General features: G+C 70.1%; 25 protein-coding genes. 11 read left to right on the forward strand and 14 right to left on the reverse strand.

Annotated elements, in window-relative coordinates:
- Positions 1-215: 215 nt before the first annotated feature.
- From ACFWIW_RS26845 to ACFWIW_RS26870, 6 genes are read right to left on the reverse strand one after another with little or no spacing between them, the layout of a single operon-like run.
- Complete coding sequence (locus ACFWIW_RS26845) at positions 216-686, reverse strand: DUF3237 domain-containing protein (protein ID WP_378371001.1); 471 nt, start codon at positions 684-686, stop codon at positions 216-218.
- Positions 677-1,486 (reverse strand): ABC transporter ATP-binding protein, encoded by an 810-nt coding sequence (locus ACFWIW_RS26850; protein ID WP_378371002.1) that lies wholly within the window; start codon positions 1,484-1,486, stop codon positions 677-679. The genes ACFWIW_RS26845 and ACFWIW_RS26850 overlap by 10 nt, the downstream gene beginning before the upstream one ends.
- Positions 1,483-2,466, reverse strand: coding sequence for an ABC transporter ATP-binding protein (locus ACFWIW_RS26855; protein WP_378371003.1), 984 nt, complete (start codon positions 2,464-2,466; stop codon positions 1,483-1,485). The genes ACFWIW_RS26850 and ACFWIW_RS26855 overlap by 4 nt, the downstream gene beginning before the upstream one ends.
- A complete protein-coding gene (locus tag ACFWIW_RS26860) occupies positions 2,463-3,350 on the reverse strand; it encodes an ABC transporter permease (RefSeq protein ID WP_378371004.1) in 888 nt (295 codons plus the stop codon). The genes ACFWIW_RS26855 and ACFWIW_RS26860 overlap by 4 nt, the downstream gene beginning before the upstream one ends.
- Positions 3,347-4,300 carry an ABC transporter permease gene (locus tag ACFWIW_RS26865; RefSeq protein WP_378371005.1) on the reverse strand — a complete coding sequence of 318 codons (954 nt, stop codon included), beginning with the start codon at positions 4,298-4,300 and terminating at the stop codon, positions 3,347-3,349. Before ACFWIW_RS26865 ends, ACFWIW_RS26860 begins: the two co-directional genes overlap by 4 nt.
- Positions 4,300-5,946 carry an ABC transporter substrate-binding protein gene (locus tag ACFWIW_RS26870; protein ID WP_378371006.1) on the reverse strand — a complete coding sequence of 549 codons (1,647 nt, stop codon included), beginning with the start codon at positions 5,944-5,946 and terminating at the stop codon, positions 4,300-4,302. The genes ACFWIW_RS26865 and ACFWIW_RS26870 overlap by 1 nt, the downstream gene beginning before the upstream one ends.
- Before the next feature lie 174 nt (positions 5,947-6,120).
- On the opposite strand from ACFWIW_RS26870, the gene ACFWIW_RS26875 reads away from it, so the two are divergent.
- Positions 6,121-6,741 carry a TetR/AcrR family transcriptional regulator gene (locus tag ACFWIW_RS26875; protein WP_378371007.1) on the forward strand — a complete coding sequence of 207 codons (621 nt, stop codon included), beginning with the start codon at positions 6,121-6,123 and terminating at the stop codon, positions 6,739-6,741.
- Here ACFWIW_RS26875 and ACFWIW_RS26880 read toward each other — a convergent pair.
- Complete coding sequence (locus tag ACFWIW_RS26880) at positions 6,713-8,146, reverse strand: gamma-aminobutyraldehyde dehydrogenase (protein WP_378371008.1); 1,434 nt, start codon at positions 8,144-8,146, stop codon at positions 6,713-6,715. The genes ACFWIW_RS26875 and ACFWIW_RS26880 overlap by 29 nt on opposite strands.
- Before the next feature lie 108 nt (positions 8,147-8,254).
- Between ACFWIW_RS26880 and ACFWIW_RS26885 the strand changes: the two genes are divergently transcribed.
- The gene (locus ACFWIW_RS26885) at positions 8,255-8,734 is read left to right on the forward strand and encodes an Lrp/AsnC family transcriptional regulator (RefSeq protein WP_378371009.1); all 480 of its coding nucleotides are present in this window, start codon (positions 8,255-8,257) and stop codon (positions 8,732-8,734) included.
- 161 nt (positions 8,735-8,895) lie between these two features.
- Positions 8,896-10,248, forward strand: a complete 1,353-nt coding sequence (locus ACFWIW_RS26890; protein ID WP_378371010.1) for an aspartate aminotransferase family protein — start codon at positions 8,896-8,898, stop codon at positions 10,246-10,248.
- A gap of 16 nt (positions 10,249-10,264) precedes the next feature.
- Here the strand turns inward: ACFWIW_RS26890 and ACFWIW_RS26895 are convergent, their stop codons facing one another.
- The 3 genes from ACFWIW_RS26895 to ACFWIW_RS26905 are packed head-to-tail and all read right to left on the reverse strand — an operon-like array spanning position 10,265 to position 13,279.
- On the reverse strand, positions 10,265-11,158 hold the full coding sequence (locus ACFWIW_RS26895; RefSeq protein ID WP_378371011.1) for an endonuclease/exonuclease/phosphatase family protein: 894 nt from the start codon (positions 11,156-11,158) through the stop codon (positions 10,265-10,267).
- Positions 11,136-12,113 carry an SDR family NAD(P)-dependent oxidoreductase gene (locus ACFWIW_RS26900; protein WP_378371012.1) on the reverse strand — a complete coding sequence of 326 codons (978 nt, stop codon included), beginning with the start codon at positions 12,111-12,113 and terminating at the stop codon, positions 11,136-11,138. The genes ACFWIW_RS26895 and ACFWIW_RS26900 overlap by 23 nt, the downstream gene beginning before the upstream one ends.
- The gene (locus tag ACFWIW_RS26905; protein ID WP_378371013.1) at positions 12,110-13,279 is read right to left on the reverse strand and encodes a glycosyltransferase; all 1,170 of its coding nucleotides are present in this window, start codon (positions 13,277-13,279) and stop codon (positions 12,110-12,112) included. Before ACFWIW_RS26905 ends, ACFWIW_RS26900 begins: the two co-directional genes overlap by 4 nt.
- A gap of 74 nt (positions 13,280-13,353) precedes the next feature.
- Between ACFWIW_RS26905 and ACFWIW_RS26910 the strand changes: the two genes are divergently transcribed.
- Both ACFWIW_RS26910 and ACFWIW_RS26915 read left to right on the forward strand, forming a co-directional pair.
- Positions 13,354-14,046 (forward strand): response regulator transcription factor, encoded by a 693-nt coding sequence (locus ACFWIW_RS26910; RefSeq protein ID WP_378371014.1) that lies wholly within the window; start codon positions 13,354-13,356, stop codon positions 14,044-14,046.
- Entirely contained in the window at positions 14,043-15,386 is a 1,344-nt protein-coding gene (locus ACFWIW_RS26915; RefSeq protein WP_378371015.1) for a sensor histidine kinase, read from the forward strand. Before ACFWIW_RS26910 ends, ACFWIW_RS26915 begins: the two co-directional genes overlap by 4 nt.
- A gap of 5 nt (positions 15,387-15,391) precedes the next feature.
- Here ACFWIW_RS26915 and ACFWIW_RS26920 read toward each other — a convergent pair whose 3' ends face one another.
- Together ACFWIW_RS26920 and ACFWIW_RS26925 are read right to left on the reverse strand one after the other, a co-directional pair.
- Positions 15,392-16,777, reverse strand: a complete 1,386-nt coding sequence (locus ACFWIW_RS26920; RefSeq protein WP_378371016.1) for an MFS transporter — start codon at positions 16,775-16,777, stop codon at positions 15,392-15,394.
- A 28-nt stretch (positions 16,778-16,805) separates the two neighbouring features.
- Complete coding sequence (locus ACFWIW_RS26925; RefSeq protein WP_378371017.1) at positions 16,806-18,398, reverse strand: FAD-dependent monooxygenase; 1,593 nt, start codon at positions 18,396-18,398, stop codon at positions 16,806-16,808.
- Between the two features lie 103 nt (positions 18,399-18,501).
- On the opposite strand from ACFWIW_RS26925, the gene ACFWIW_RS26930 reads away from it, so the two are divergent.
- The gene (locus ACFWIW_RS26930) at positions 18,502-19,278 is read left to right on the forward strand and encodes an IclR family transcriptional regulator (RefSeq protein WP_378371018.1); all 777 of its coding nucleotides are present in this window, start codon (positions 18,502-18,504) and stop codon (positions 19,276-19,278) included.
- 45 nt (positions 19,279-19,323) lie between these two features.
- Entirely contained in the window at positions 19,324-19,602 is a 279-nt protein-coding gene (locus tag ACFWIW_RS26935; RefSeq protein ID WP_378371019.1) for a hypothetical protein, read from the forward strand.
- 20 nt (positions 19,603-19,622) lie between these two features.
- Here the strand turns inward: ACFWIW_RS26935 and ACFWIW_RS26940 are convergent, their stop codons facing one another.
- A complete protein-coding gene (locus ACFWIW_RS26940) occupies positions 19,623-20,069 on the reverse strand; it encodes an Lrp/AsnC family transcriptional regulator (RefSeq protein WP_378371020.1) in 447 nt (148 codons plus the stop codon).
- A 331-nt stretch (positions 20,070-20,400) separates the two neighbouring features.
- Between ACFWIW_RS26940 and ACFWIW_RS26945 the strand changes: the two genes are divergently transcribed.
- A complete protein-coding gene (locus ACFWIW_RS26945) occupies positions 20,401-20,964 on the forward strand; it encodes a hypothetical protein (protein WP_378371021.1) in 564 nt (187 codons plus the stop codon).
- 321 nt (positions 20,965-21,285) lie between these two features.
- Here ACFWIW_RS26945 and ACFWIW_RS26950 read toward each other — a convergent pair whose 3' ends face one another.
- Positions 21,286-22,131: a fumarylacetoacetate hydrolase family protein gene (locus ACFWIW_RS26950; protein WP_378371022.1), complete on the reverse strand. Its 846-nt coding sequence runs from the start codon at positions 22,129-22,131 to the stop codon at positions 21,286-21,288.
- A gap of 59 nt (positions 22,132-22,190) precedes the next feature.
- On the opposite strand from ACFWIW_RS26950, the gene ACFWIW_RS26955 reads away from it, so the two are divergent.
- Genes ACFWIW_RS26955 through ACFWIW_RS26965 form a run of 3 tightly spaced genes read left to right on the forward strand, consistent with a single transcriptional unit; the run spans position 22,191 to position 24,908 of the window.
- Positions 22,191-22,892 carry a FadR/GntR family transcriptional regulator gene (locus ACFWIW_RS26955; protein WP_378371023.1) on the forward strand — a complete coding sequence of 234 codons (702 nt, stop codon included), beginning with the start codon at positions 22,191-22,193 and terminating at the stop codon, positions 22,890-22,892.
- A gap of 16 nt (positions 22,893-22,908) precedes the next feature.
- Complete coding sequence (locus tag ACFWIW_RS26960; RefSeq protein WP_378371024.1) at positions 22,909-24,150, forward strand: DUF3500 domain-containing protein; 1,242 nt, start codon at positions 22,909-22,911, stop codon at positions 24,148-24,150.
- On the forward strand, positions 24,147-24,908 hold the full coding sequence (locus ACFWIW_RS26965; protein ID WP_378371025.1) for an IclR family transcriptional regulator: 762 nt from the start codon (positions 24,147-24,149) through the stop codon (positions 24,906-24,908). The genes ACFWIW_RS26960 and ACFWIW_RS26965 overlap by 4 nt, the downstream gene beginning before the upstream one ends.
- The last annotated feature ends 21 nt before the right edge of the window (positions 24,909-24,929 follow it).

Genomic DNA, 24,929 nt, shown 5'->3' on the forward strand with positions numbered 1-24,929 from the left:
ACGCCTTGTCCCACTTGTTTAGGGTGGATATTGGGGTTACGCTCACGTCGGCTGTCGCAGGGCCCGGCACCGTCCTGGTGACACCGCCTCCGGAAGCCAGTAGGTATCTGAGACACCGTTCGGGTCGGAACCCGAATCGCCACTCACGACCACCCCGGCCGACCACGCCACGTTCGCCTTGGCGCCGTGCTGTCCCGGCTCTGTTTTCGATTCCCTCAGTCGAGTGCGAAGAAGCGGATGCAGACCTTGTCGATGGCCGCGGCGCGGGCCATGCCGACGAACACCGTGGTGTTCAGCCAGGCGTGCGACGGCGAGTCGGTCTTGAAGACCGGGAAGGTCCGGTAGTAGTACTCGGCCTCGCTGACCTCCGCCCCGGAGCGGATGCGCTGCTCCACCTCGTTTTCGGCGCGGTACCAGCCTCGGTTGTGGATGTCGATGGTCCCGCCGTCGTCGGCGCGCAGCAGGTAACGCGCGTCGAGTTCGGTGCTCTCGCCCTTCCCCCGGGTGGTGGACCAGTCGCCGCCATAGGGCAGCACCTCGCCGTTCAGCCGGGGCCCCTCGACGACACCGCCGGTGATCGGCGTGAACATCACCTCCTCCTCCGGCGCGCGGCCGACCCAGAGCGGTTCGGCGATTTCGACGCGCGCCTCGAAGGCGAAACGCAGGGCCGGTTCGATCAACGGCATGAAGGCTCCTTCAAGGTGGGGCGCCAGCCGGGCCGGGGTACGGATTCCAGCAGGCGCCGGGTGTAGGGATCGGCGGGAGTGCCGAGAACCGTCGCGGCGCGACCCTGTTCCACGACCTTCCCGTGGTGCATGACGACGACGTCGTCGGCGAGCTGCCGCACCACGCCGAGGTCGTGTGAGATGAACAGCAACGCGACCCCGGTGTGCTCGCGGGCGTCCATGAGCACGTTCAGGATCTGGGCCTGGATCGACACGTCGAGCGCGGCGACGGCCTCGTCGAGGATCAGCAGCCGGGGCCGGGTCGCCAGCGCGCGGGCGATCGCCACCCGTTGCCGCTGTCCGCCGGAAAGCTGCTTCGGCCGGACCCGCGCGTGGTCCTCGGTGAGCCCGACCAGGTCGAGCAGCTCCCCGATCCGGTCCGCGCGCTGTCCGGCGGTCAGGTCGAAGTGCAGGCGCAGGCTTTCCGCCAGACAGGACCCGACGCGCTGCCGGGGATCGAGCGAGAGATACGGGTCCTGGAAGACCATCTGCACCACCCGTGCCCGCCGACGTCGCTCCGAAGTGGACAGACGGCCGGTGTTCCACGGCGCGCCGTCCACCTCGACCTCGCCGGCGCTCGCCCGCTCCAGCCCGGCGATGATCCGGGCGCAGGTGGATTTCCCGGAGCCCGATTCGCCGACCACGGCGAGACAGCTGCCGGCCTGGACGGCGAAACTCACGTCGTCCACCGCGACCAGGTCACCGTGGCGTACCGGATACACCTTCCGCAGCCCGCGGACCTCGAGGATCGGCGTGGTCATGCCGTCACCTCCGTGTCCGCGTGGGCGTGGTGGCAGGCGACGACGCTTTCGCGCACCGCTCGGTCCGCCGGATCGTCTTGGCCGCACTGTTCGGTCGCGCGGGGACACCGGGGCCGGAACGCGCACCCCTCCCCCGCTTCCCAGGCCGCGGCGGGTCTGCCGGGCACGGTCACCAGGCGCTCGCCGGGCCGCGCCGTCGCGGGTCGCGCGGACAGCAGGGCGCGCGTGTACGGGTGCGCGGAATCCCCGTGCAGGGCGCCGGTCGGCGCGGTCTCCACGATCCGGCCCGCGTACATCACCGCGGTGCGGTCGCAGACCGCGGCCGCCAGGTCCAGGTCGTGGGTGATGAACAGCAACGCCAGCTCCCGCCGCCGCCGCTGCTCGTCCAGGATCGCCATCACCTCTTCCTGGGTGGTGACGTCGAGTGCGGTGGTCGGCTCGTCGGCCAGGATCAGCTTCGGCTCGATCGCCAGCGCGGCCGCGATCATCACCCGCTGCAGCAACCCACCGGAGAGTTCGTAGGGATGCTGGCGGAGCCTGCGGCCGGCGTCGGCGATCCGCACGTCGGTGAGCAGCCTTCTCGCCACCCGCCGGGCGTCCTTACGGGTCGCTCCCCTGGTCAGCACCAGTCCCTCGCACAGGAAATCCCCGACCGTCCGGACCGGGTTGATATGCGCGCGAGGGTCCTGGAAGATCATCGCGATCGAATGGCTGCGCAGCCGTCGCAATCCCGCCGCGTTCAGCCCGCCGACGTCGACGCCGTCGAAGGTGATGGTGCCGCCGGTCCGCGCCGTGTCCGGCAGCAACCGCAGGACCGAACGGGCGGTCATCGACTTCCCCGAACCCGATTCACCGACCAGGCCGAACGCCTCGCCCGCCCGGATGCCGAAGCTCACCCCGCGGAGGATCGGCCTCGGCTCGGCGCGCGGCCGCCTTATCGACACGTGCAGATCGTCGACCTGCAGCAACGGATCGGTCATCCCGTCTCCCCCACTTCGTAGTGGGCCGCGAGTCGTTCGCCCACGAGGTTGACCGCCACCACCGCGATCACGATCACGACGGCCGCGTACAGCGACTGCTCGGGGTGGCCGTCGAGAATCGCGCCCTTGCCGTTCGCGACCATCACGCCCCAGTTGGACGCCGGGGGCTGCACGCCGAGCCCGAGGAACGAGATCGCGGCCAGATCGAGCATCGCGTAACCGAACCCGATGGTGCACTGGACCAGCAACAACGGCGCGAGGTTCGGCACCAGATGCCGGACGCAGATCATCGGGCCGGAGATGCCCTGCAGCCGCAACGCCTCCACGTAGGGCAGGCCGCGTTCGCGCATCGCGGCCGCGCGCATCACCCGCGCGGTGATCGGCAGGAAGGCCAGTGACAGCGCGATCACCGGCGCCAGAAAACCGCTGCCGAACAACGCGGCCACGATGATCGCCAGCACGATGCCGGGAAACGCGAACATCACGTCGAGCACCCGCGCGACGACCGCGTCCAGCGCGCCGCCCCGCCACGCCGCCAGCACGCCGACCGCGGTGCCAAGGCCCGCCGACAGCAGCGTCACCAGCAGCGGGCCGAGCAGGCTGAGCCGGGCGCCGTCGAGCAGACGCGACAACAGGTCGCGGCCGGTGTCGTCGGTACCCAGCGGATGCTCGGTGGACGGCCCGGAGAACACGTTGGCCGCGTCCACGGCGTACGGGTCGTGCGGCATCAGCCACGGCGCGGCCAGCGCGGCCAGCACCAGCACCACGCAGATCCCCGCCGCGATCGCACCCGACGGCCCGAGAACGGCCAGCGACCGGAGCCGGCCGAAGCCACGCCTGCGGGGCAGCTCCGCCCGTGGCCGCCCGGTGATCAGCACGCTCATTTCCCCGCCCTCAGCAATCGCTTGTCCAGCACCGCGTTCACCAGGTCGACGGTCGTGTTGGCGAGGCAGAACGCCGCCACCATCAGCAGGGAGATGTTCTGCACCACGACGAAGTCCTGTTTCTGCGCGGCCAGCACCAGCAACGAGCCGATACCGCTCACCCCGAACGCCTGCTCCACCACCACTGTCCCGGCGATGAGCCCGGCGACGGTCAGCCCGGATACGGTCAGCACCGGTGCCGCCGCGTTGCGCAGCACATGCCTGCGCACGATCGAGGGCGTCCGAACCCCGCGGCTGCGCGCGGTCTCCACCCGCTCCGAACGCAGTTCCGTGGCCACCGCGGACCGCGTGATCCGGCTGAGATAAGCGATGTAGGAACCGGCCAGAGCCACCGCGGGCAGGGTGAGATGCTCGAGCCTGCCGGCGAAACCGCTGCCGGAGCCGAACACCGGCAGCCAGTTCAGCCGGGTGGCGAACACCCAGATCAGCACGATGGCCGCGATGAACGCCGGCACCGCCATGAGCAGGCTGGAGGTCAGCGTGGTGATCGTGGTGCCGATACGGCCGCCGAGGGCGCCCAGCAGACCGAAGCCGATACCGATCACCAGGATCAGCAGGGCCGCGTAGCCGACCAGGAACAGGGTGTTCCCGAGCCGCGCCGAGATCAGGCCGGAGACGTCCGTGCCGAACGACATCGAGCGGCCCAATCGCCAGCTGAACACATCGGACAGCCAGCGCCAGTACCGTGTCCAAAAAGGATCGTCCAGGTGGTACTGCGCGCGGACCGCGGCCAGTGCCTCCGGGCTGGGGCTGCGGCCACCCGCGAGCAGGGTCGCCGGATCACCGGGGCTGAGGTACAGCGCGCCGAAGATGACCACGCTGGCCGCCGCCAGCGTCAGGACCAACGCGGCCAGCCGCCGGGCGAGGAACCGGGTGAGCAGGCCACCCATCAGGCTTTCCCGACCGACGCGGCCCAGGCCGAGCTGATGTAGGCGAACGAGGCGGGCGCGCCGGTGATCCGGTTGTTCAGGTACAGCCGCTCGTGCAGCGAGGCAAGGCTGATCTGGAGCCGCGCGGCGGCGAAGATCTTCTGCGCGGCCACGAACTTCTGCGCCGAGACCTGCGGATCGGCCACCTGCTGTCCCTCGGTCAGCAGGGTCTCCACCCGGGGATCGCTCCAGCCGGTCCAATTGAAGAGGTTGTCCTTGAGCGCGAACGCGGGCGCGTAGTAGTAGACGCCGGGGACCTCGATGTAGCCGACAGTGGCCACCAGATCGACACTCTCCCGCGCGGCCGGGTCGTAGAACAGCTTGCCGAACACGGTCGGTTGCCACTGCTCGATGGTGATGGCGAGCCCGATCTCCTTCGCCGCCGCCTGCACGATGGTCGCCGTCTGCAACGTCATCTGGTCCCCGGACGGGATCACCAGCTTCAGCGGTTCCGGCCCCGGGGCGGCCTGGCGGATCAGCTCCTTCGCCCGGACGAGGTCGGCCGTCGACGTGTCCGGCAGCTCCTGGTACGCGGCGTCGAACACGGTCTTGGCCGGATGACCCGCCCACAGCAGCGGCGGCGTGAACGTCCTCAGTGGCGCGCCCGCCCCGTGCAGCACGTTCCGCACCAGGCTGTTCTTGTCGATCGCCAGATCGAGCGCCTCTCGGACGCGAGGGTCCGCCGCGGGCCCCTTCGGCGACACCGGCCCGATGCTCAGCGACTGGGTGGACGGCCCGAGGTACAGCTTCCCGGACGACGAGGTGCGCAAGGTGGAGAAGCTGCCGATGGGCGCTTCGTAGGTGCCGTCGATCTCCCCGGAGAGCAGCGCGCTGGTCAGCGTGCTGTCGTCGGTGAAGAACACGAACTCGAACCGCGCCGCCTTCGCCTTGGCACCCCAGTAGCCGTCGTTGCGGGTGACCACGATGCGTTCGCCCGGCGTCCAGCTGTCGAACTTGAACGGCCCGGAACACATCACCCCGGTGCCAGGAGTGCCATAGGCGGCACCTGCCTTGTCCACCGAGGCCTTCTCGCTGATCGCGCTCTGCACTCCGGCCATGCTGTTCAGGAACTGCGCGTCCGGCGCGGCGAGCTTCACGGTCACCTGGCGGGGCCCGGTCTCCTCGACGGCCCTGACGTGGCGGAACACGTCGCCGTGCGCCGGGGTGTTCTTCGGATCGAGGTTGCGCCGCAGGCTGTCCGCGACGTCCGCGGCCGTGACCGGATTGCCGTTCCAGAACCGGACGTCCGGGCGGATGGTGAACACGAACGTGCTGCCGTCGGGCTGGGCGACGCTCTCCGCGAGACCCGGCTCCACGCTGAAGTCCGGTTTCAACCGCATCAGCGGCTCGCACAGGTTCAGCACCACCGCGTTCGCCGAGTAGTCGCCGGATTTCACCGGATCGATCGTGGGCGGTTCACCCTGCGGAAGGGCCCAGGTGACCTTGTCGACGTCGCCCGCCGCGGGCGGGGTCTGCGTGGTCAGGCTGATCGCGCCCTGGGCACCGTTCGTGCCACCGCCGCCGCACGCGGTGACGAGGAAGGCGGCGGCGACGGCGATCGGTGCGGCTCGACGCTTCCGGCTGAGCGAGGAATTCGGTCGGCTCACGAGATATCCCTCCGTGGGGGTCCCAACCGGCGCCGACGACGCTCGATCGGTGTTGAGTTGGCTGATTCTGGAACGTGCCGTCATAGTTAGTCAATACCGACTAAGAAAAGATCCGAGGCCGGCCCCCGTCAGGAGCTGGCTATCCTGCGTACCGGCAGGGAAGGGAGAAACACCGTGGGCCGGAACAGCCTCGCCGAGGAGCGCAAGGCACAGATCCTGAGCGCCTTCGCGCGCTGTGTCGCGCGGTCCGGGTTCGCCGGGACCTCACTGGAATCGGTCGCCGAGGAGGCGAAGCTGGCCCGAGGCCACGTCCGGCACTATCTCGGCAACCGGCACGACCAGGTGGTGGCGTTGTGCGAATGGGTCAGCACCGCGGGCAGGCAGGTGTTCACCGAGGTCCGTCAGGTCGACGACGACGGGAAGCGCGTGGACGCGGTGATGGACTACCTGTTCGATCCCCGCTTCTACGAACCGGGCGAGGGGCTCGCCGTCTTCCTCGCGCTGTTCGAGGAGGCCCGTCGCGACGAGACACTCCGCACGATGTTCCTCGAAAGCTACGACGACATCCTGGACACCATGGCGGGCGCGCTGGCGGGCGCGGACCGTACACTGTCCAAAAAGGACGCGAACGAGGTCGCCTACCTCATGCTGTGCGCCGCCGTCGGCAACGCGCACCTTTCGCAGACCGGCGTCGCACCGTCCCGGACCCGCCGGGTCGGCACACTGGCCCGCCGGGTGCTCGACACGCTGACGCCGGGGCGGACGGTCAGGCGATCGCGGTCATCACGTGCTTGATCCTGGTGTAGTCCTCCAATCCGTAGAGCGAAAGATCCTTGCCGTAGCCGGAATGCTTGAAGCCGCCATGCGGCATCTCGGCCACGACCGGGATATGCGTGTTGATCCACACGCAGCCGAAGTCCAGCCCTTTGGCCAGCCGCATCGCCCTGCCGTGGTCCCTTGTCCACACCGAGGACGCGAGTCCGTACCGGACGTCGTTGGCCATCCGCAACGCCTCCTGTTCACCGCCGAACCGTTGCACGGTGATCACCGGGCCGAACACCTCGTCGGTGACGATCTCGTCACCCGGCCGGGAGCCGGCGACCACCGTCGGCTCGAAGAAGTACCCGGTATCGCCGAGCCGTGACCCTCCACAATGGACGGTGGCATGGGCGGGCAACCGGTCGAGGAACCCGGCGACCCGGTGCAGCTGGGCCTCGTTGTTCAGCGGCCCGTACGTGACGTCCGGGTCGTCCGGCGGCCCGGTGCGGGTCGCCTTCGCCCGCGCGGTGAGCGCGGCGAGGAACTCGTCGTGCACCGCGTCGTGCACCAGCACCCTCGTCGCTGCGGTGCAGTCCTGACCGGCGTTGAAGAACCCGGCGGCGGCGATACCCTCGGCCGCGGCGACGATATCGGCGTCCTCGAACACCACGACCGGGGCCTTGCCACCGAGTTCGAGGTGGACGCGCTTCAGATCGGCCGCCGCCGCTCCGGCGACCTCGATACCGGCTCGTTCCGAACCGGTCACCGAAACCATCGCCGCGGCCGGGTGGGCGACCAGCGCGCGGCCGGTGTCCCGGTCGCCGCACACCACGTTGAGCACACCCGGCGGCAGGAACCCGGCCGCGAGCTCGGCCAGCAGCACCGTACTGGCCGGGGTGGTCTCGGCGGGTTTGAGCACCACGGTGTTGCCCGCGGCCAGCGCCGGGGCGAATTTCCACACCGCCATCATCAGCGGGTAGTTCCACGGCGTCACCTGCGCGCACACCCCGACCGGCTCGCGCCGCACGAAGGAGGTGTGGCCGGCCAGGTACTCCCCCGCGGCCCGGCCATCCAGCAGCCGTGCGGCCCCGGCGAAGAAGCGGATCTGGTCGACCGCGGGCGGGATCTCCTCGGCGCGGGTCAGCGCCAGCGGTTTGCCGGTGTCGGCCGATTCGGCGCGGACGAACTCCTCGGCGCGTTCCTCCAGTGCGTCCGCGATGCGCAGCAACGCGAGTTGCCGCTCCCCGGGTGTCGTGTCCGACCAAGCCTCGAAAGCCGCGGAGGCGGCATCGAACGCGGCCTCGACGTCGGCGGGCCCGGACAGCGCCGAGGTCGCGTAAACCGAACCGGTCACCGGATCGATCACGTCGAGCGTGCGCCCGTCGACGGCGTCGGCCGGTTCCCCGGCGATGAAATTGCGGAACGATCGCGTAGCTGCCATGCGCCGGGATGAAACCCCACCGATTCCAGGGTGTCAACGGCGAAAACTCGACGAAATCCGTTGTGACATGCCTTGAATCGCCCCGGCTTCGACGGTGATACTGAACCGATGATCAATCCCAATCCGGGCTCCGGGCTCGTGCTGGACGACCTGTCCAAACGGATCATCGAACAATTGCAGGAGGACGGCAGGCGGCCGTACGCGACGATCGGCAAGGCGGTCGGGCTGTCGGAGGCCGCGGTGCGCCAGCGGGTCCAGCGGCTGACCGATGCCGGTGTCATCCAGATCGTCGCGGTATCGGATCCGTTGCAGGTAGGGCTTTTCCGGCAGGCGATGATCGCGATAACCGTGGACGGCGCGCTCGAGCCCGTCGCCGACGCGTTGGCCGGGATGGACGAGATCGCCTACGTCGTCGTCTGCGCGGGCCGGTTCGACGTACTGTGCGAGGCGGTCTGCGCGGACGACGCCACCTTGCTGGAGCTGATCTCCAACCGCGTCCGCACCCTCCCCGGAGTCCGTACCGCGGAAATGCTCGTGTACCTCAAGCTGCGGAAACAGACCTATCAGTGGACGAGTCAACGACGCTGACGACGAAATCCGAAGATCCAAATCCAAGAGCCCGGAAAATCGGTCGCCGATTCGTCATCTGGCGACCGATCCGCTTGCCGGACGGGGGCGGCGCATGCGATAACGGATCTCCCAGCCGCTGGGTCATCCCTCCGCGGCACCGCCGCCCCTGCGAGGAATCCATGAGCGCCACCATCGCGAACGACCATCTGTGGCTGCACTTCACCCGGCACGCCGGACTCGATCCGGCCGACATCCCCGTGATCGTGCGCGGCGAGGGCGCCTACGTCTGGGACGCCGACGGCAAGCGGTATCTCGACGGGCTCGCCGGCCTGTTCGCCGTCCAGGTCGGCCACGGCCGGGCGGAACTCGCCGAGGCGGCGGCCCGGCAGACCGGGAAACTCGCGTACTTCCCGCTCTGGTCGCACGCCCACCCCACCGCGATCGAACTGGCCGAGCGGCTCGCCGCCGCGGCGCCCGGCGACCTGAACCGCGTGTTCTTCACCGTCAGCGGCGGCGAATCCGTCGAAACCGCGTGGAAACTGGCGAAACAGTACTTCCGGCTCACCGGGAAACCCGGAAAGCACAAGGTGATCAGCCGGTCGCTGGCCTACCACGGCACCTCTCAGGGAGCCCTGTCCATCACCGGGATCCCCGCCGCCAAACAGGATTTCGAGCCGCTGGTCCCGAGCACGATCCGGGTGCCCAACACCAACTTCTATCGCGCTCCCGAGCACGGCGACGACGAGAAGGCGTTCGGCCGGTGGGCCGCCGACCGGATCGCGCAGGCGATCGAATTCGAGGGACCGGACACGGTCGCCGCGGTCTTCCTCGAACCGGTGCAGAACACCGGCGGCTGTTTCGTTCCGCCGCCGGGCTATTTCGAGCGGGTGCGCGAAATCTGCGACACCTACGACGTACTGCTGGTCTCCGACGAGGTGATCTGCGCTTTCGGCAGGCTCGGACACGACTTCGGTGCCGAGCGCTACGGCTATCTCCCGGACATGATCACCACCGCCAAAGGCCTGACTTCGGGCTATGCCCCGCTGGGCGCGGTGCTGATCGGCGACCGCCTCGCCGAACCCTTCCAGCACGGTGATGCGACGTTCATGCACGGTTCCACCTACGGCGGCCATCCCGTGTCCTGCGCGGTGGCACTGGCCAACTTGGACCTCATCGAACGCGAGGGGCTGCTGGATCACGTCCGCCGCACCGAATCCGTTTTCAAGTCCACTTTGGACAAACTCCGGGATCTGCCGATCGTCGGCGACGTCCGCGGTGCAGGGTTCTTCTACGGCATCGAGCTGGTGAAGGACAAGGAGACCAGGGAGACCTTCACCCCGGAGGAGTCGGAACGCGTCCTGCGCGGCCATGTCTCCGCCGCCCTGTTCGACGCGGGCCTGTACTGCCGGGCCGACGACCGCGCCGAACCCGTCATCCAGCTCGCCCCGCCGCTGATCTGTGACCGGCCCCAGTTCGAGGAGATGGAGCAGATCCTGCGCGACGCGCTCACCAGCGCGTGGTCACTGCTGTGACCGTGGGCGGGTGAGGTCACCCGGGGGCCAGCGCGGCCAGCGCGGCGCGGTGGTCGCTGTCCCCGCCTTCGAGCACGGACGCGTCCACCGTGCGGAAACCGCGGGTGAGGATATGGTCGGGCCTGGTCAGCGGGAACACCGCGGGCCAGGTGAACCCGAAGCCTTCACGGGCGTCGTGCAACGTCGTGGTCAGTGGTGCGAGCAGGCGGTCGGTGGACGCCGTGTTCAGATCTCCCGCCACCAGCAGCCGGTCCGACGGGTCCGCCTCCACCAGAGCGGCGAGCGTCCGCAGCGTGCGGTCCCGCGTCGCGGAGTCGCCGAACCGGATCGACGCGAGATGCACCGCGTAGACGCTCACGTCGCCGCCGGGCGCCCGCACCCGCGCGCGCAGCGCCCGCGGCCAGCCCTGTCCGAGGTCCAGCCGCCGTACCTCCGACACCGGGTAGCGGCTCCACAGCCCGACCGTGCCGACGGTCGCCTTGTACGGATGTCCCGGGTCCAGCGCCGCCGCGACGGACGCGCGGTTCGCATCGGTGAGTTCCTGGACCGCGACCAGCTCGGCATCGGCCACGCTCCCGGCGAGCGCGCGGCCGCCGAGGTTGGCGGTGACGACCCGGAACTCGGCGCTTCCACCGTCCGGCGACGCGGCGAGGTCGGGCACGAACAGCACCGACCACGCGACGACGGGCAGCAGCGCCGCGAGCGTCCCCGCCCGGGAGCGCAGGAACACCGCGAGCGGTACGAGCACCAGCACCGGCAACCCCAGCCAGGGCAGGAAACTGTCGAGAAGGGCACTGACGGGTGGCGGTACCAGCCGGTGCCCGGCGAGCAGCGCCCCCGAAACCGCGGCCGGGACGGCGAGCGCGACGTCCCGGCCGCGGCGCGTGTCAGACCTGGTATCGGCGCGCATCGTTCCCGCGGTTCGCTTCGATCCATTCCGAGGTACGCCGAAGTCCTTCGCGCAGGCCGACTTCCGGGGCCCAGCCGGTGAGTCCACCGATCAGCGTGTTGTCGCACAGCAGCCGGTCGACCTCGCTGCCCGGCGGGCGCAGCCGGTCGGTGTCCACCGTGACGACCGCGTCGGCGCCGGTGATCTCGACGAGCAGCGCGGCCAGGTCGCCGATGGAGATCTCCCGCCCGGAGCCGATGTTGACCACGCGGCCCGGTGTCGCGTCCGAACCGGCAAGAGCGAGGAATCCGGCGACGGTGTCGGCGACGTAGGTGAAGTCGCGGGTCGGGCTGGTCGACCCGAGCCGGATCTCCGGTACCCCGTCGTGCAACTGGCCGAGGATCGCCGGGATGACCGCCCTTGCCGACTGACGCGGGCCGTAGGTGTTGAACGGGCGGGCGACCGTCACCGGGAGCCGGAAGGAGTGCCAGTAGGACAACGCGAGCATGTCGGCGCCGATCTTGGACGCCGAGTACGGCGACTGCGGCTGCAGCGGGTGGTCCTCCGCGATCGGCACCGTGCGCGCGCTGCCGTAGACCTCGCTGGTGGACGTGTGCACGAGCCGTGCGCCATGCCGCAGGCAGGCGGCCGCGACGTTGTGCGTTCCGGCCACGTTCGTCTGCACGTAGGATTCCGGGGCCTGGTAGCTGTACGGGATGCCGATCAGCGCGGCCAGGTGGAAGACCACGTCGCACCCCGACACGGCGTCCGCCACCCGCCCGGCGTCCCGCACGTCACCCGCGACGACTTCGACGTCGTCGCGGACCGAGGCCAGATGTCCTTGAGCGCCATAGGGTTTGTAATGTGCGAAAGCCCGCACGGTCGCGCCTTCGCGCACCAGCCGTCCGGCCAGTGTGCTGCCGATGAATCCTTCGGCGCCGGTGACCAGCACCCGCCGCCCGGTCCAGTTCGTCATCGGGTGAGTACCCCTTCCCTGCCGGTGATCCGTTCTCCTGCCAGGTCCAGCACCCAGTCCGCGAGCCGGGCGGCGGCGTCCGGGACGGCCGCCGCGGCACACGCCGCCGCCATCCCGGCCAGCCGGGCGCGGTCGTCCGCCAGCGCGCCGACGGTGCCTGCCAGTGCCGCACCGGTGACGTCGGCGTCGGCCATCGCCACCGCCGCGCCGCGACGGGTGAGGACGTCGGCGTTGCGGGCCTGGTGATCGTGCGGTGCGTGCGGATAGGGCACCATCACCGCGGGCAGCCCGACCCGCGCGAGTTCGGCGACGGTGGCCGAGCCTGCCCGGCACACGGTCAGATCGGCGGCGGCGTAGGCGAGATCCATCCGGTCGAGGTAGTCGACGGCCGTGGCGGCACCGCTCGCGCCCGCCTCGGCGATACGGCGGTTCAGCGGCTCGGCGCCGCCCGCACCCGCCTTGATCACGATCCGCACACCGGACCGGTCACGCCAGCGCCGCGCGAGGTCAACCGCGGCGTCGTTGAGACTGGCGGCGCCTTGGCTGCCGCCGTTGACCAGCACCAGGAACTCCTCCCCCCGCACGCCGAACCGTGCCCGGCCCTCGGGACGGAGCACGGACCGGTCGAAGCCGTCCAGCGCCCGCGGCAGCGGCATGCCGACCAGCCGCGCCCGGCCGCCGAACGACACGGAGTCCATGGCCACCGCGATATTTCCGGTCAGCAGCGCGGAAAACCTGTTGGCCCGGCCGGGAACCGCGTTCGATTCGTGGATCAGCGCGGGGACACCCGCCAGCCGTGCCCCGGCGATCAGCGGAGCGCTGACGTATCCGCCCATGCCGACCGCCACCGCGGCGTTCTCGCGGCGAAGCAGGCGGGCGCATTGCCACGACGCCTTCGCGAGCGCGGCCGGCAGCAGAAACCGCCGTGCGCCAAGGGTTTTCGCGAACGGGATCATGTCGACGGTATGCAGCGGGTAACCGGCGCGGGGAATCAGCCGGGTCTCCATTCCCCGGGTGGTCCCGGCGAACTGGATCCGGCAGTCCGGGCGTTCGGTGTGCAGGGCGTCGGCCAGCGCGAGCCCGGGATAGATATGCCCGCCGGTACCCCCGGCGGCGATCACGATGGATGGAACGTGCGGATTGACCATGCCGGCCACAGTGGACATCGTTGATGAGAGGTTTCTTAAACCCGCGCCGGGAAATCGCGCGGGGTTCCGGCGTCGGTTACGCTCGGCGGGAAATGAACCGGCGAACCGAATCCGCTTCCCTGCTCGTGGTGGACGACGAGCCCGCGGTGCGCGCGGCACTCACCGACGCGCTGGAATTGCAGTCCTACCGGGTCCACACCGCCTCCGACGGCACGGGCGCGCTGCGCGCGGTCGGTGAACTGCGGCCGGACCTGATCCTGCTGGATGTGGTGATGCCCGGTTTGGACGGCCTCGGGGTGTGCCGGGCGTTACGTGACGCTGGCGACCGCACCCCGATCCTCGTGCTGACGGCGCGCACCGGTTCCCAGGACCGGATCGACGGGCTGGACGCGGGCGCGGACGACTACGTGGTCAAGCCCTACGACCTGGGTGAGTTGCTGGCCAGGGTGCGCGCGCTGCTGCGCCGGGTCGGCGACGCGGGCACCGCCGTCGTCGCCTTCGCGGATCTCACCCTCGACGAAGCGGCCAGGCAGGGGCGGCGCGGCGAGCGGGTGATCCAGTTCAGCGAGACCGAGTTCGCGCTGCTGGAACTGCTCGTGCGCAACGCGGGCCAGGTGCTCACCCGCGAGCTGATCACCGACCGGGTCTGGGGCTACGACTTCGGTCCCGCCGGCAATTCGGTCGAGGTTTACATCCGTTACGTGCGCCGGAAACTCGAAGCCGAGGGTGAGCCACGGCTGATCCACACCGTGCGGGGTGTCGGGTACCAGCTGAGGCTGCCGTGAGCCCCGCCTTCCCGCTGCGGACGCGGATCGCGGTGCTGTCCGCGGTCTGCGTGGCGCTCGCGGCCGCCGCGATGGCCACCGCCGCGTATTTCTTCTTCGACCGCGAGCTGCACCGCCAGCTCGACCTCGGGCTGACCAGGGAGGCGAACCGGATCCAGTTGCAGATCAAGGCCGGCCGCTGGGACTTCGCGACCGTCGGCGACTGCGAATGGATCGCCACCCCGGCGTGCAGCCAGACCGTCACCGCCGGGCAGGCGGGGCCGGGTGCCGACGACGCACCGGGGCTTCCCGTCACGGCCGAGACGCGTGCCGTCGCGGCGGGCACGGCCGTCGCCTTCCGCACCGACGTCGTGGTCGGCGGGCACCCGCTCCGGATGCTGACCACCCCGCTGGGCCAGGGCCGCGCGCTGCAGGTCGCGGTCCGCTCGGACGGCGTCGGGCAGAGCCTGACCCGGATCCGGAACGTGCTGCTCGCGGCGAGCGCGGCCGGGATCGTCCTCGCCTGCGCGCTGGGCTACCTGGTGGCCCGCACCAGCCTGCGGCCGCTGGCCAGGATCGCCGCGACGAGCAGGCGCATCGAGGCGACCAAGGACCCCGGGCTCCGCATCGACGTGCGCGGCACCGACGAACTCGCCCAGCTGTCCCGGACCTTCAACAGCATGCTGGCCGCGCTCGAAGAATCGATCACCGCCCAGCGCCGCCTCGTCGCCGACGCCTCCCACGAACTCCGGACCCCGCTCACCTCGCTGCGTTCCGACATCGACCTGCTCACCCTGTCCGGGCCGCTGGAACCCGCACAGCAGAGCCGGATCCTCAAGCGGATCCACCACCAGTTCGAGGAGCTGACACAGCTGGTGTCCGACCTCATCGAACTGGCCAGGGGCGACGAACCCGCCGGGGATTTCGAAGAGGTACGCCTCGACCGCCTCACCGAACACGCGCTCGCCGGCGCGGCCCGCCACTGGCCGCGGATCACCTTCCGCGCCGATCTGGAGCCGACGCTGGTCGACGCGACACCCGAAACCCTCTGCAGGGCCATCGCGAACCTCCTGGACAACGCGGCGAAATTCAGCGAAGACGGCGACACCGTCCACATCGGACTACACGGCGGAGTGCTGACCGTCCAGGACGACGGGCCCGGAATCGCCCCGGACGATCTGCCCAAGGTGTTCGACCGCTTCTACCGCGCCCCCTCGGCGCGGGAACGCCCCGGATCGGGTCTCGGCCTCGCCATCGTCGCCCAGGTCGCCCGCTCCCACGGCGCCCGCGTCCGCGCCGAATCCCCGCCCGGCGGCGGCACGGCACTCACCCTGGCCTTCCCCCACGCCGAACCGGTCTAGGCCGCCTACCGCGCCAGCTCCTCCAGCTTTCGCTGCCGTGTTTCGACACCGTGCCGAAGCAAGACGGTCAGGCCGATGACCAGGACGATCGTGGTGAGCACGAAGCTCCACAGCACCCCGGTGACCGCGCCGAGCAGGAGGCCGATGGTGATCGGCGCGACCACGGACGCCAGGTTGCGCATCGTGCTGCTCACCATCGTGGCCCACGCCCGCATCCGGGTCGGATACAGCTCGGCGGTGTAGAGATAGGCGATCGGGGCGTTGATGTTCACCCCGAACAGCACGAGCGCGCCGCAGACGAACAGCACCGGCCAGCCCTGCCAGCCGAGCAGCCCGAGCGCGATCACTCCGCCGACGCTGCCGAGCAGGGCGAGCCCGTAGCCCACGGTGAACCAGAACCGGCGGCCCAGTTTGTCCAAGGTGGACGCCGCGAGGTAGAGCGCGGCCAGGTTGCCGACCACGATCGCGCCGGTCAGCAACGACGCCACCGACGGGCTCAGGCCGCCGACCCGGATCAGCAGTGTCGGCATCCAGGTGGTGAATCCGGCCAAGGGCAGGAAGGTGGTGAACCACAGGCACCACAGGGTCAGCGTGCGCGCCCGGTAGCCAGGTGAGAACAGCTCGCCGAACCTCGTCGGCGGTTCGGCGGGCGCGGGCACCGCCTCGGCGGGTTCCTCCAGCGTCCGGCCGCCGTGACGGGCGGACGCCTCCATGTCGGCCACGACACGTTCGGCCTCGGCCAGATCTCCCCGGTGCACCAGATGGCGGGGCGATTCCGGCAGCCGGAACCACGCCCACACCGCGGCGAGCAGCGGAACGCCGCCGAGAAAGAACAGGTACCGCCACGCGTCGTCCGGAGGGAACACCGAGAGGACGAGCGCACCGATCAGTGTCGCGCCGAGGATGCCCCAGACGAACAGGCTTTCGTAGACCAGCACGACCAGTCCCCTGGCCTTGGCCCGGACGAACTCGTTGAACATCGCCGCCGCGACCGGCACTTCCGCGCCCAGCCCGATGCCTTGCAGCAGCCGGAAGGTCATCAGGCTCTCCACACTCCACGCCAGCGCCGAGGCCACCGAAAGCGCCCCGAACAACGCGGACGCCGCCACGAACGCCACCTTGCGGCCCGCCCGCTCGCTGAGCACGCCGAACAGCAGCGCACCGAGGATCTGTCCGATGTATCCGGCGGCGATCAGCAGACCCGCCACCGACATCGGCGCGCCGAGCGAGGTCAGTACGGCGGTCAGTGCCACCGAGAGGATCAGCGCGTCGAACGAGTCGAAGAAGGTGCCGACCCCGAGGATCGACGCGACACGCAAGTGGAATCGGGTGAGCGGGATGCGCTCCACCCTGGCCAGCAGTTGTGCTCCGGTGGTGGGTTCGACGTTCATGGTTCCTCCACGTTGAGGACGAAAACGGTTACCTGCCGAGAACGGTGTCGAGGACCGCCGCGGCGTCCACGGCGTCGTCACCACGCCAAGCGATGTGCTGGTCGGGTCGCACCAGGAGAAGGCGGGCGCGGTAGGGATCCGGGTCCGGCACGCCCGGTGGATCGAGAACGGTGAGCGGCACCCGACGCGTCTCGGCCTCGCGCGCGAACGGCGTCACGTCGGCGGTGCCGTCCAGCCGCAGCAGGGTGAAGCCGGGGCCGAGGTGGTCGTAGAGCGACGATCCGTCCGGCAACCAGCGATGCGGCAGACGCGCTCCTGGCCGGGCCGAACCGTGGTAGCTCGACGGCTCGTGCTTCGGCACCGGCGACCCGTCGTCGACGACGACCGGCGAGTCCGCGTAGTGGTAGCCGAGCACGAGCCCGAGACTGTGGAACTCGACGCGTTTCGCCGCCAGCGCCTCGGCGACCTCGGCCCGCCGGGCGCTTCCCGCCGGAGTGTCCGCGTCGATGTCGGCATGCGCGTACGCCCAGGCCAGCCGGGTTTCCTGGGTGGTGGCGTCGGCGATCGTCTGCTCGGCCACCTGGCGCCGCTCGGCCTCGTAGCTGTCGAGCAACGCCGGTCCCGCCCACCCGCGCAACACCGCGGCCAGCTTCCAGGCGAGATTCACCGCGTCACCGATGGCGGTGTTGTAGCCGTGCCCGCCCCATGGCGGGTTCAGGTGCGCCGCGTCGCCGACCAGGAAGACCCGTTCGCCGCGATACCGGTCCACCAGCAGCATCCGGGCCGCCCACGGATCGGTGGCGAGCACCTCGACGTCCAGCTCCCGGCCGATCATCCGGCGCACCAGCGCGGCCGGATCCACCGCGTCCGCCCGGACGTCCACGCCGTGCGCGATGGCCCACCAGGTGCCGTCGAGGTCCATGCGGCCGACGATGCCGCCGCCTTCCGGGCCGAGCACCCAGTAGTGCACTCCCCGCGTGCACAACGCCTCCTCGGTCAGTTCCGGCGCGCGGAAGGTGATGTTGAGGTTCGGCAGTTCCCCGCTGCGGCCGGAGAACCGGGCGCCGATCGCGGCGCGGCTGACGCCGTTGGCGCCGTCGCAGCCGATCACGTAGCCTGCCTCGATCACGTACCGCGAGCCGTCCGGTCCGGCGATCTCCACGCGGGCGCCGTCTTCGCCGTCGACCAGCCCGGTCACCCGGTGTCCGACGCGCAGCTCCACCGATGGCAGTTCGGCGGCGGCCTCGCGCAGCACCTCTTCCACCGCCGGTTGCGGGATCTGCTGGCCGCATTCGGCGAATTCGTCGCGGCGGTGGGCGAACAGGCCGAACGCGTTGGGGAACCGGGTGATCTCGCGGCCGGTGACCGCGGTGCAGAACACCACGTCCTGCGCGTACGACACGGGCAGCGGCGCCGCGTCCCGCACCCGGTCCGCCAGCCCCCACCGGCGCAGCAGTTCCATGGTGCGGACGCTGGTCGTCTTGGCCCGCGGCCGGTCGGTGCCGACCGTTTCCCGCGGCTCGATCACCAGGCAACGAAGGCCCGCCCGGCCGAGCTCGACGGCCACCGCCAGCCCGCTCGGGCCACCGCCCGCGACCAGCACCGGAACCTGCTCGGGCATTCGTCCTCCTTCTGCGCACCGGATCGGGTTGGGGAAGCATGCGGAACGGCTGTGGCCGGGGTCACCAGGAGTTCCATTGGTTGGGCCTGTCAGACTGCGAGGCATGTCGGCTCCAGAGCCGCGGCCGGTCCGGGGCAAGCGCCCCAAGAGCGGTGACCCGGTGGTCGACCGGGCGCTGGCGCTGCTGGCCGCCTTCACCGAAGAACACCGCGCACTCGGCCTGGTCGAGCTGTCCCGCCGCGCCGGCGTGCCGCGCAGTACGGCCTCGCGCCTGGCCGCCCGGCTACAGGCTTGGGGCGCGTTGGAACGCGACGATCGCGGGCGGTACGTCATCGGGTTGCGGCTGTTCGAGGTCGCGTCGCTGGCGCCGCGAAGTCACGGCCTGCGCGAGGCGGCCTTGCCGTATCTGGAGGACCTGCACGAGATCACCCGCCAGCATGTGCTGCTGGCGGTGCTCGATCAGGGCGCGGCGCTGCTCGTCGAACGGCTGTCCACGCTCGGCGCGGTGGAGGTCGCCTACCGCGTCGGCGGGCGGCTGCCGCTGCACGACACGGGCGTCGGACTGGTGCTGCTGGCCTTCGCCGATTCCGCCGTGCGCGAGCAGACACTGTCCACACTGGACTCCTCGGCCGCGGCGACGTTACGCGGGAGGCTGGCCGACGTGCGGCGGACCGGCGTCGCGGTGTTCGCCCGCCGCAAACCCGCCGCGGTCTCCTCGGTCGCCGTCGCGATCCGTGACGACGCCGGCCGCGTGGTCGCCGCGGTGTCCGTGGTGGTCCCGGTCGACGCGGCGAAACCGCAGGCCTACGAGCAGGTCGTCCGCGCCACCGCGCTGGCCGTTTCCCGCGCGCTCGGCGCACCGCGGGCACGGGTGCGCTGAACCCGGCCGCGGCGGAGGATCACCAGGCGCGTCACCACTGGGGAGGTGCGCCTCGATCGCCCGGCCCGGCCGAGCACGCGCTACTTTCGCCCGTTCGGATTGTTCACCGATGGCGACGACGCGATCTACGTTGCGAAGCTCGCACCAAAGATGACCGTCACAGACGCCGTCGATCAGAAAGGGTCTGGCGGTGATGACCCGGTCGGCAACGAGGTCACACTGACCGCAACGTACAACGCCGACGCCAAGACCGCCGGCAGTCCCGGTTGGAAGGCGGTGCCGGCGGACATGGGCTTCACCGCGGCCCCGGCCGCTGACGGCTGACGTCGCGGGCGCGCCAAGCCTCACTGGAGTATGCGGTCGAGGCTCAGTGGGAACTCGTGCAGCAGGAGACGGCTGCGCAGCTCGCGTACGCCAAGGTCGCTCTTCAGTCGGTCTATGACGGCCTCGAACTCGCGCGCGTCGGTGCAGGCCATGCGTAGCTGGAAGTCGTAGTCGCCGGTGAGTCGCATCGCGCCGATCACCTGGGGAACGTCGAGCAGCTGTGCTTCGAACAGCGTGCGGTCCACGCGTTCGCCCAGGCGGATGTCGCTGATCATGTGCATGCTGCGGCCGAATGCTTCCAGGTTCACCTCGGCGCAGTATCCGCGGATCACCCCTGCTGCCTGGAGGCGGCGGACACGCTCGGCGACGGTGTTGGCCGACAGTCGGACCTGGCGGCCCAACTCCTGGTAGCTCGCCCGGCCATCCTGCAAAAGGAGCGACAGGAGCTGACGATCGATACGGTCCATACAGCGACTCTACGAAAAAATCGTCAGATCAGGGAACTTGCCGCGCTTTCATCGACCAAGGGGCGCTGATAGCCGAGAATACCGAGACAAAATCGGCGACTTCACGGCGAGTATCTTCCTTATGGAGATCCTGCTCATCCGTGCCGCGCTGGCCCCCTGTCTCGTGTTGGTCGTCTCGATCGTCGCGCGGCGGCTGGGGCCACACCGGGGCGGTCAGCTGCTGGGCGCGCCTACGAGCACGGGGCCCTTCCTGGTCCTGGTATGTGCGAGCCACGGAACCGAGATGGCGGCCCAGGCCACATACGGATGTGTGACAGGGACGCTGGTGGTGGTGTGCTTCTGCCTCGCCTACGCACGACTCGCCCCGAGCAGACGCCCGGCGGGGACATTGCTGCTCGCCTTGGGCTGCGCAGCCGTCGCCGGTCTGCTCGGGACCCTGTGCGGCAACGTCTGGCTGACCGCGGGGCTGACCGCGGCCGTCACCGTCGCCGGGCTGCTGACCTGGACTGCCGACGATCAGGGCCACCGACGGCCGGACCAATCGCGGGCACGGGCATGGGAGATCCCGATGCGCATGGCGTTGTCCGGCGTGACAGTGCTGACAGCTGTGACCGCAGCGGGTGTTCTGGGGTCCTTCGTGGGAGGAGTCCTGTCCGCACTGCCGGTGCTGTTGGGCATCATGGCTCCCTCGCTGCACAGCTCGGTCGGACCACCGGCCGCCGCCGGCCTGCTGCGCGGGGCATTGGGTTCCGCAATCGGGACGCTCTGCTTCCTATTGGTGCTCGGCGTCTCGCTCGTCCCGCTCGGATCTGTCGCCGCCTTCGCGTTCGCGCTGGCGGCCATGCTGGCGGCCAGACCACTCATGCGGCTCGTGACGCCCCCAACCGATCACTGACAGGTGTCCAGTTCACGCGCCTGTCCGCCAGATGCGGTGCGACCCCGACCCAGACGTACTGAAAGGTCCGCAATGCCGACACTCCGCGCACCCGACGACAGGCAACCGTGATGGACATCGAGGAATCGGGCAGCTCGCGGCGCGCACTGGAGTCGCTGACCGGTGAACACGCCGAGCAGATCTACGAGCTGGTCGCCACCAGCCCGCGAGCGCCGACCTCCAAGCCGAACTCGGCCTGGATCTCCTCACCTTCTTCGGGGCCAGGCGCCCGTGGTCACAACTGCTGCGGATGGTCGAGCATCTGCCCGACCATCCCAGCGCCTACGCCAGGCGGTACTCGCTACCGACGATCGGGTTCCGGAGCACGCCCAGCCGGTCCACTTCGACCTCCACGACGTCTCCCGGCTTCAGCAGCCACGGCGGCGTGCGCGCGTAACCGACGCCGGACGGCGTGCCCGTGGCCAGCAGGTCACCCGGACGCAGGGTCATCGTCCGGGAGATATGCGCGAGGGTTTCCCCGACGTGGTAGACCATCTCGGCGGTCGAACCGTCCTGGACGGTCTCGCCGTTGACCCGGGTGCGCACCCGGAGGCCGTCCCGCAGATCGCCGACCTCGGCCGCCGGGACCATCGGCCCCAGCGGCCCCGAACGGTCCGCGTTCTTTCCGAGAATCCACTGGGACGTCAGCTTTTGCGCCCGCCGCGCGGTGATGTCGTTGAAGGTCGAGTATCCGGCGACGGCCGCCAGCGCCTCGTCCGGCTCGGCGTCCACCAGGGTCCGCCCGACCCAGGCGACGATCTCGCCCTCCCAGTCGAGGCCCTCTTCGTTCGCGGGCACCGGCACCTCGGCTCCGCCGACGGTCAGCGACCGCGTCCACCGGGCGAACAGCGTCGGATGCTCGGGCAGGTCCTGGTCCCGATAGGACCCCTCGGCGACATGCTTGAGGTAGTTCAGCCCGACGCACAGCACGCGCGCGCCGGGCAATACCGGCGGCACCAGCGTCGCGGTTTCGACGGGCAGCGTCTCCCCCGCCGGCTGCCGGCCGAGGCGGTCCTCTGGCCCGGCCCAGAAGTCCTCAAGTCCGCAGAGGACGGTGAGCCGGGTGCCGTCTTCGGACAGGCTCGCCACGTCCGTGCCATCTGCGCGAGCCACTCCCACGATCCGCATGTCACTCCTTGCCATCGATAACTCTGTAAACATTACAGACTTTATGGTTGACTAGCACTATGACCGAGCTGTTCGCAGGACTCAAGGTCGCGAGCGCGACACCCCGCACCCGGGCGGAGCAACTCGCGTCCGCCGTGGAGACGCGCGTCCGCGCGGCCGGATTGACCGCGGGATCACCGGTCGGCACGATCGAGGCGCTCCAACGCGAGTCCGGGCTGGCCAGGGCGACCGTGAACGAGGCCGTCCGCCTGCTGGCCGACCGGGACGTGCTGGTCATCCGGCCCGGCCGGGGCGGCGGCCTCTTCGTCGCGGATCAAGGGCCGGTCGTCCGGATGCGGCGCACCCTGCTCGGTATCCGCGAGGACGCTCAGGAGAAGGTGGCCGACGCGGTCGAGCTGCGTAATCACCTGGAAGAACTCATCGACGTCGGTGCCGCCCGATGTCGCCGCGAGGAGGACATCCCCGGGCTGCGGGCCGCCGTGGCCACGATGGCGGACGCCCCGGACTGGGACGCGTTCGTCCGGGCGAACTGGGCACTGCACGAACGCATCGCCGCACTGTGCCCCAACGCCATGGCCCGCGCCGTGTATCTCGGCACCCTCGGCCACCTCGGCGCGACCACCCCCCGGCTGGAGGCCACGGACACCGAGGCCTACCGCGCGCGACGGCTGAGGATCCACGCGGACCTGGTCGACGCGATAGCCGCCGGGGACGAGGCCGCCGTCCGCGCCGTCGTCGCCCGGCACAACTCCACCGACTGAGCCAGGAAGGAACCCCGTGTCCGCCGAATTCCGCCGGTTCCTGTACCCACCGGACTCGCCGCGTATCACCGAACTCAAGGGCTTGGACGCCTACGAGTACCGGGAGGCGGCGAAACGAGACCCGTTCACCGGCGGTTTGATCCGTGGCTGGAAACCGTTACAGCTGAACGAGTTCCGCGGGATCACCGAGGACGGGTCGCTGCGCCCCGACTGTCACCCGTTCACCCCCGCGCTGCCCGGCGAGGAGGCGCCGGTCGCCGCGATGGTCGAGGCAGCGCTCGCGCTGGAAGCCGCGCTCGACGACGACGGCCGCCGCGCGCTGAACCATCCGGTGGACGCGGTCGAATGGCAGACCTGGGCGAATCCGGAGTTCCTGCAGTTCGACACCGGAATCCGGCTGGAGTTCCAGTCTGCCGAGGTACAGCGGCGGGCGCTGGAACTGGTGCGCGCTTCGCTGAGTCCCGAAGGCTTTTCGCTGGTGCACGGCATGATGCTGATCAACGGCTTCCTCGGCGAGGTGGTCGGGCTGGAAAGCATCCTCAACGAGTTCAGCTACAACGTCGCGTTGTACGGCAGGCCCGACCCGGTCGCTCCGTGGGGCTGGCAGCTGTTCGGTCATCACTGCGCGGTCAACTGCCTCGTGGTCGAGGGGCGGATGGTGCTGAGCCCGGTCTTCCTCGGTGCCGAGCCGAACGAGATCGACGAGGGCCCGCACGCCGGCGTCACCGCCTTCACCGAACGGATCCGCCTGGGCACCGACCTGATGGCAGCGCTACCCCCGGAACAGCGCCGCGCCGCGGTCACCTACCGGCGGATGGTGGACCCGGAAATGCCGCCGGGGCGGGTGCATCCGGGCGACGAGCGCCACCTGGCAGGCGCCTTCCAGGACAACCGCGTCATCCCGGTCGAAGGCATCCGGGTCGCCGGCATGCCCGAGCCTGCACAGCGCATCGTGCTCGACATCGTGGAGACCTTCGTCTCGCCGTTGCCCGCGGGACCGCGGGCGGCTCGGATGCGGGAGGTCCGGTCCTGGCTCGCCGAAACCTGGTTCAGCTGGATCGGCGGCCACGAACCAGGGGACGTCTTCTACTACCGCGTCCAGTCGCCGGTGATCATCGTCGAGCTCGACCACCACTGCGGGGTCTTCCTCGACTACGACACCCCGAAGCCGTTCCACGTCCATACTGTGCTGCGGACACCGCACGGCAACGACTACGGCCGCGCCTACGTCCGGGACTGGCAGGCGCGGCAGCGGTGAGAGGCCGTCGTCCCGGCCGCACGGGATCCGTGGTCGGCCGCACGTTCCAAGTGCTGGGCGCGTTCACCGTACAGCGCCCGGCGCTGAGCCTCAGCGAAATCGCCCGCCGCGCGGACATGCCACTGTCCACGGTGCACCGGCTGCTGAACGAGCTCTGTTCCTGGGGAGCCGTCGAACGGGGCGAAGACGGGTTGTTCCGGGTCGGGCTGCGCCTCTGGGAACTCGGCGCGCTGGCGCCGCGCGGGCAAGGGCTGCGGGAGCGGGCACTTCCCTTCCTCGAAGACCTTTCCCGGATCACGAAAGAAAACGTTCAGCTCGCGGTGCGGGAAGGCACCGAGGTCGTCTTCATCGAACGCATCGCCGGTTCGGGTGCCGTACCCGTGCTGACCAGAGTCGGCGGGCGTTTCGCGCTCACCGCGACCGGCGTCGGCCTGGTACTGCTCGCCCATGCCCCCACCGAGGTGCAGGACGACGTGCTCGGCAAGCCGATCGAACGCTACACCCGCGAGACGGTCACCGATCCGCCCGCGTTGCGGCGGATGCTCGCCGACGTCCGCACCAACGGCTTCGCGATCAGCGATCGGCAGGTCACGATGGACGCCGTGTCGGTCGCCGCCCCGATCGACGACAACCGTGGGCAGGTCGTCGCCGCGGTGTCCCTCGTCGTCCACCACGCCGGCACCAAGCCGCACGCGCTGGCACCGTTGATCCGCACCAGCGCCCGGGCGATCTCGCGTGCCCTCGCCGCGCCGAGCTGACCACGCGCCCCCTGCGGAAAG

The sequence above is a fragment of the Amycolatopsis sp. NPDC058340 genome, assembly GCF_042723975.1.
Classification (GTDB): domain Bacteria; phylum Actinomycetota; class Actinomycetes; order Mycobacteriales; family Pseudonocardiaceae; genus Amycolatopsis.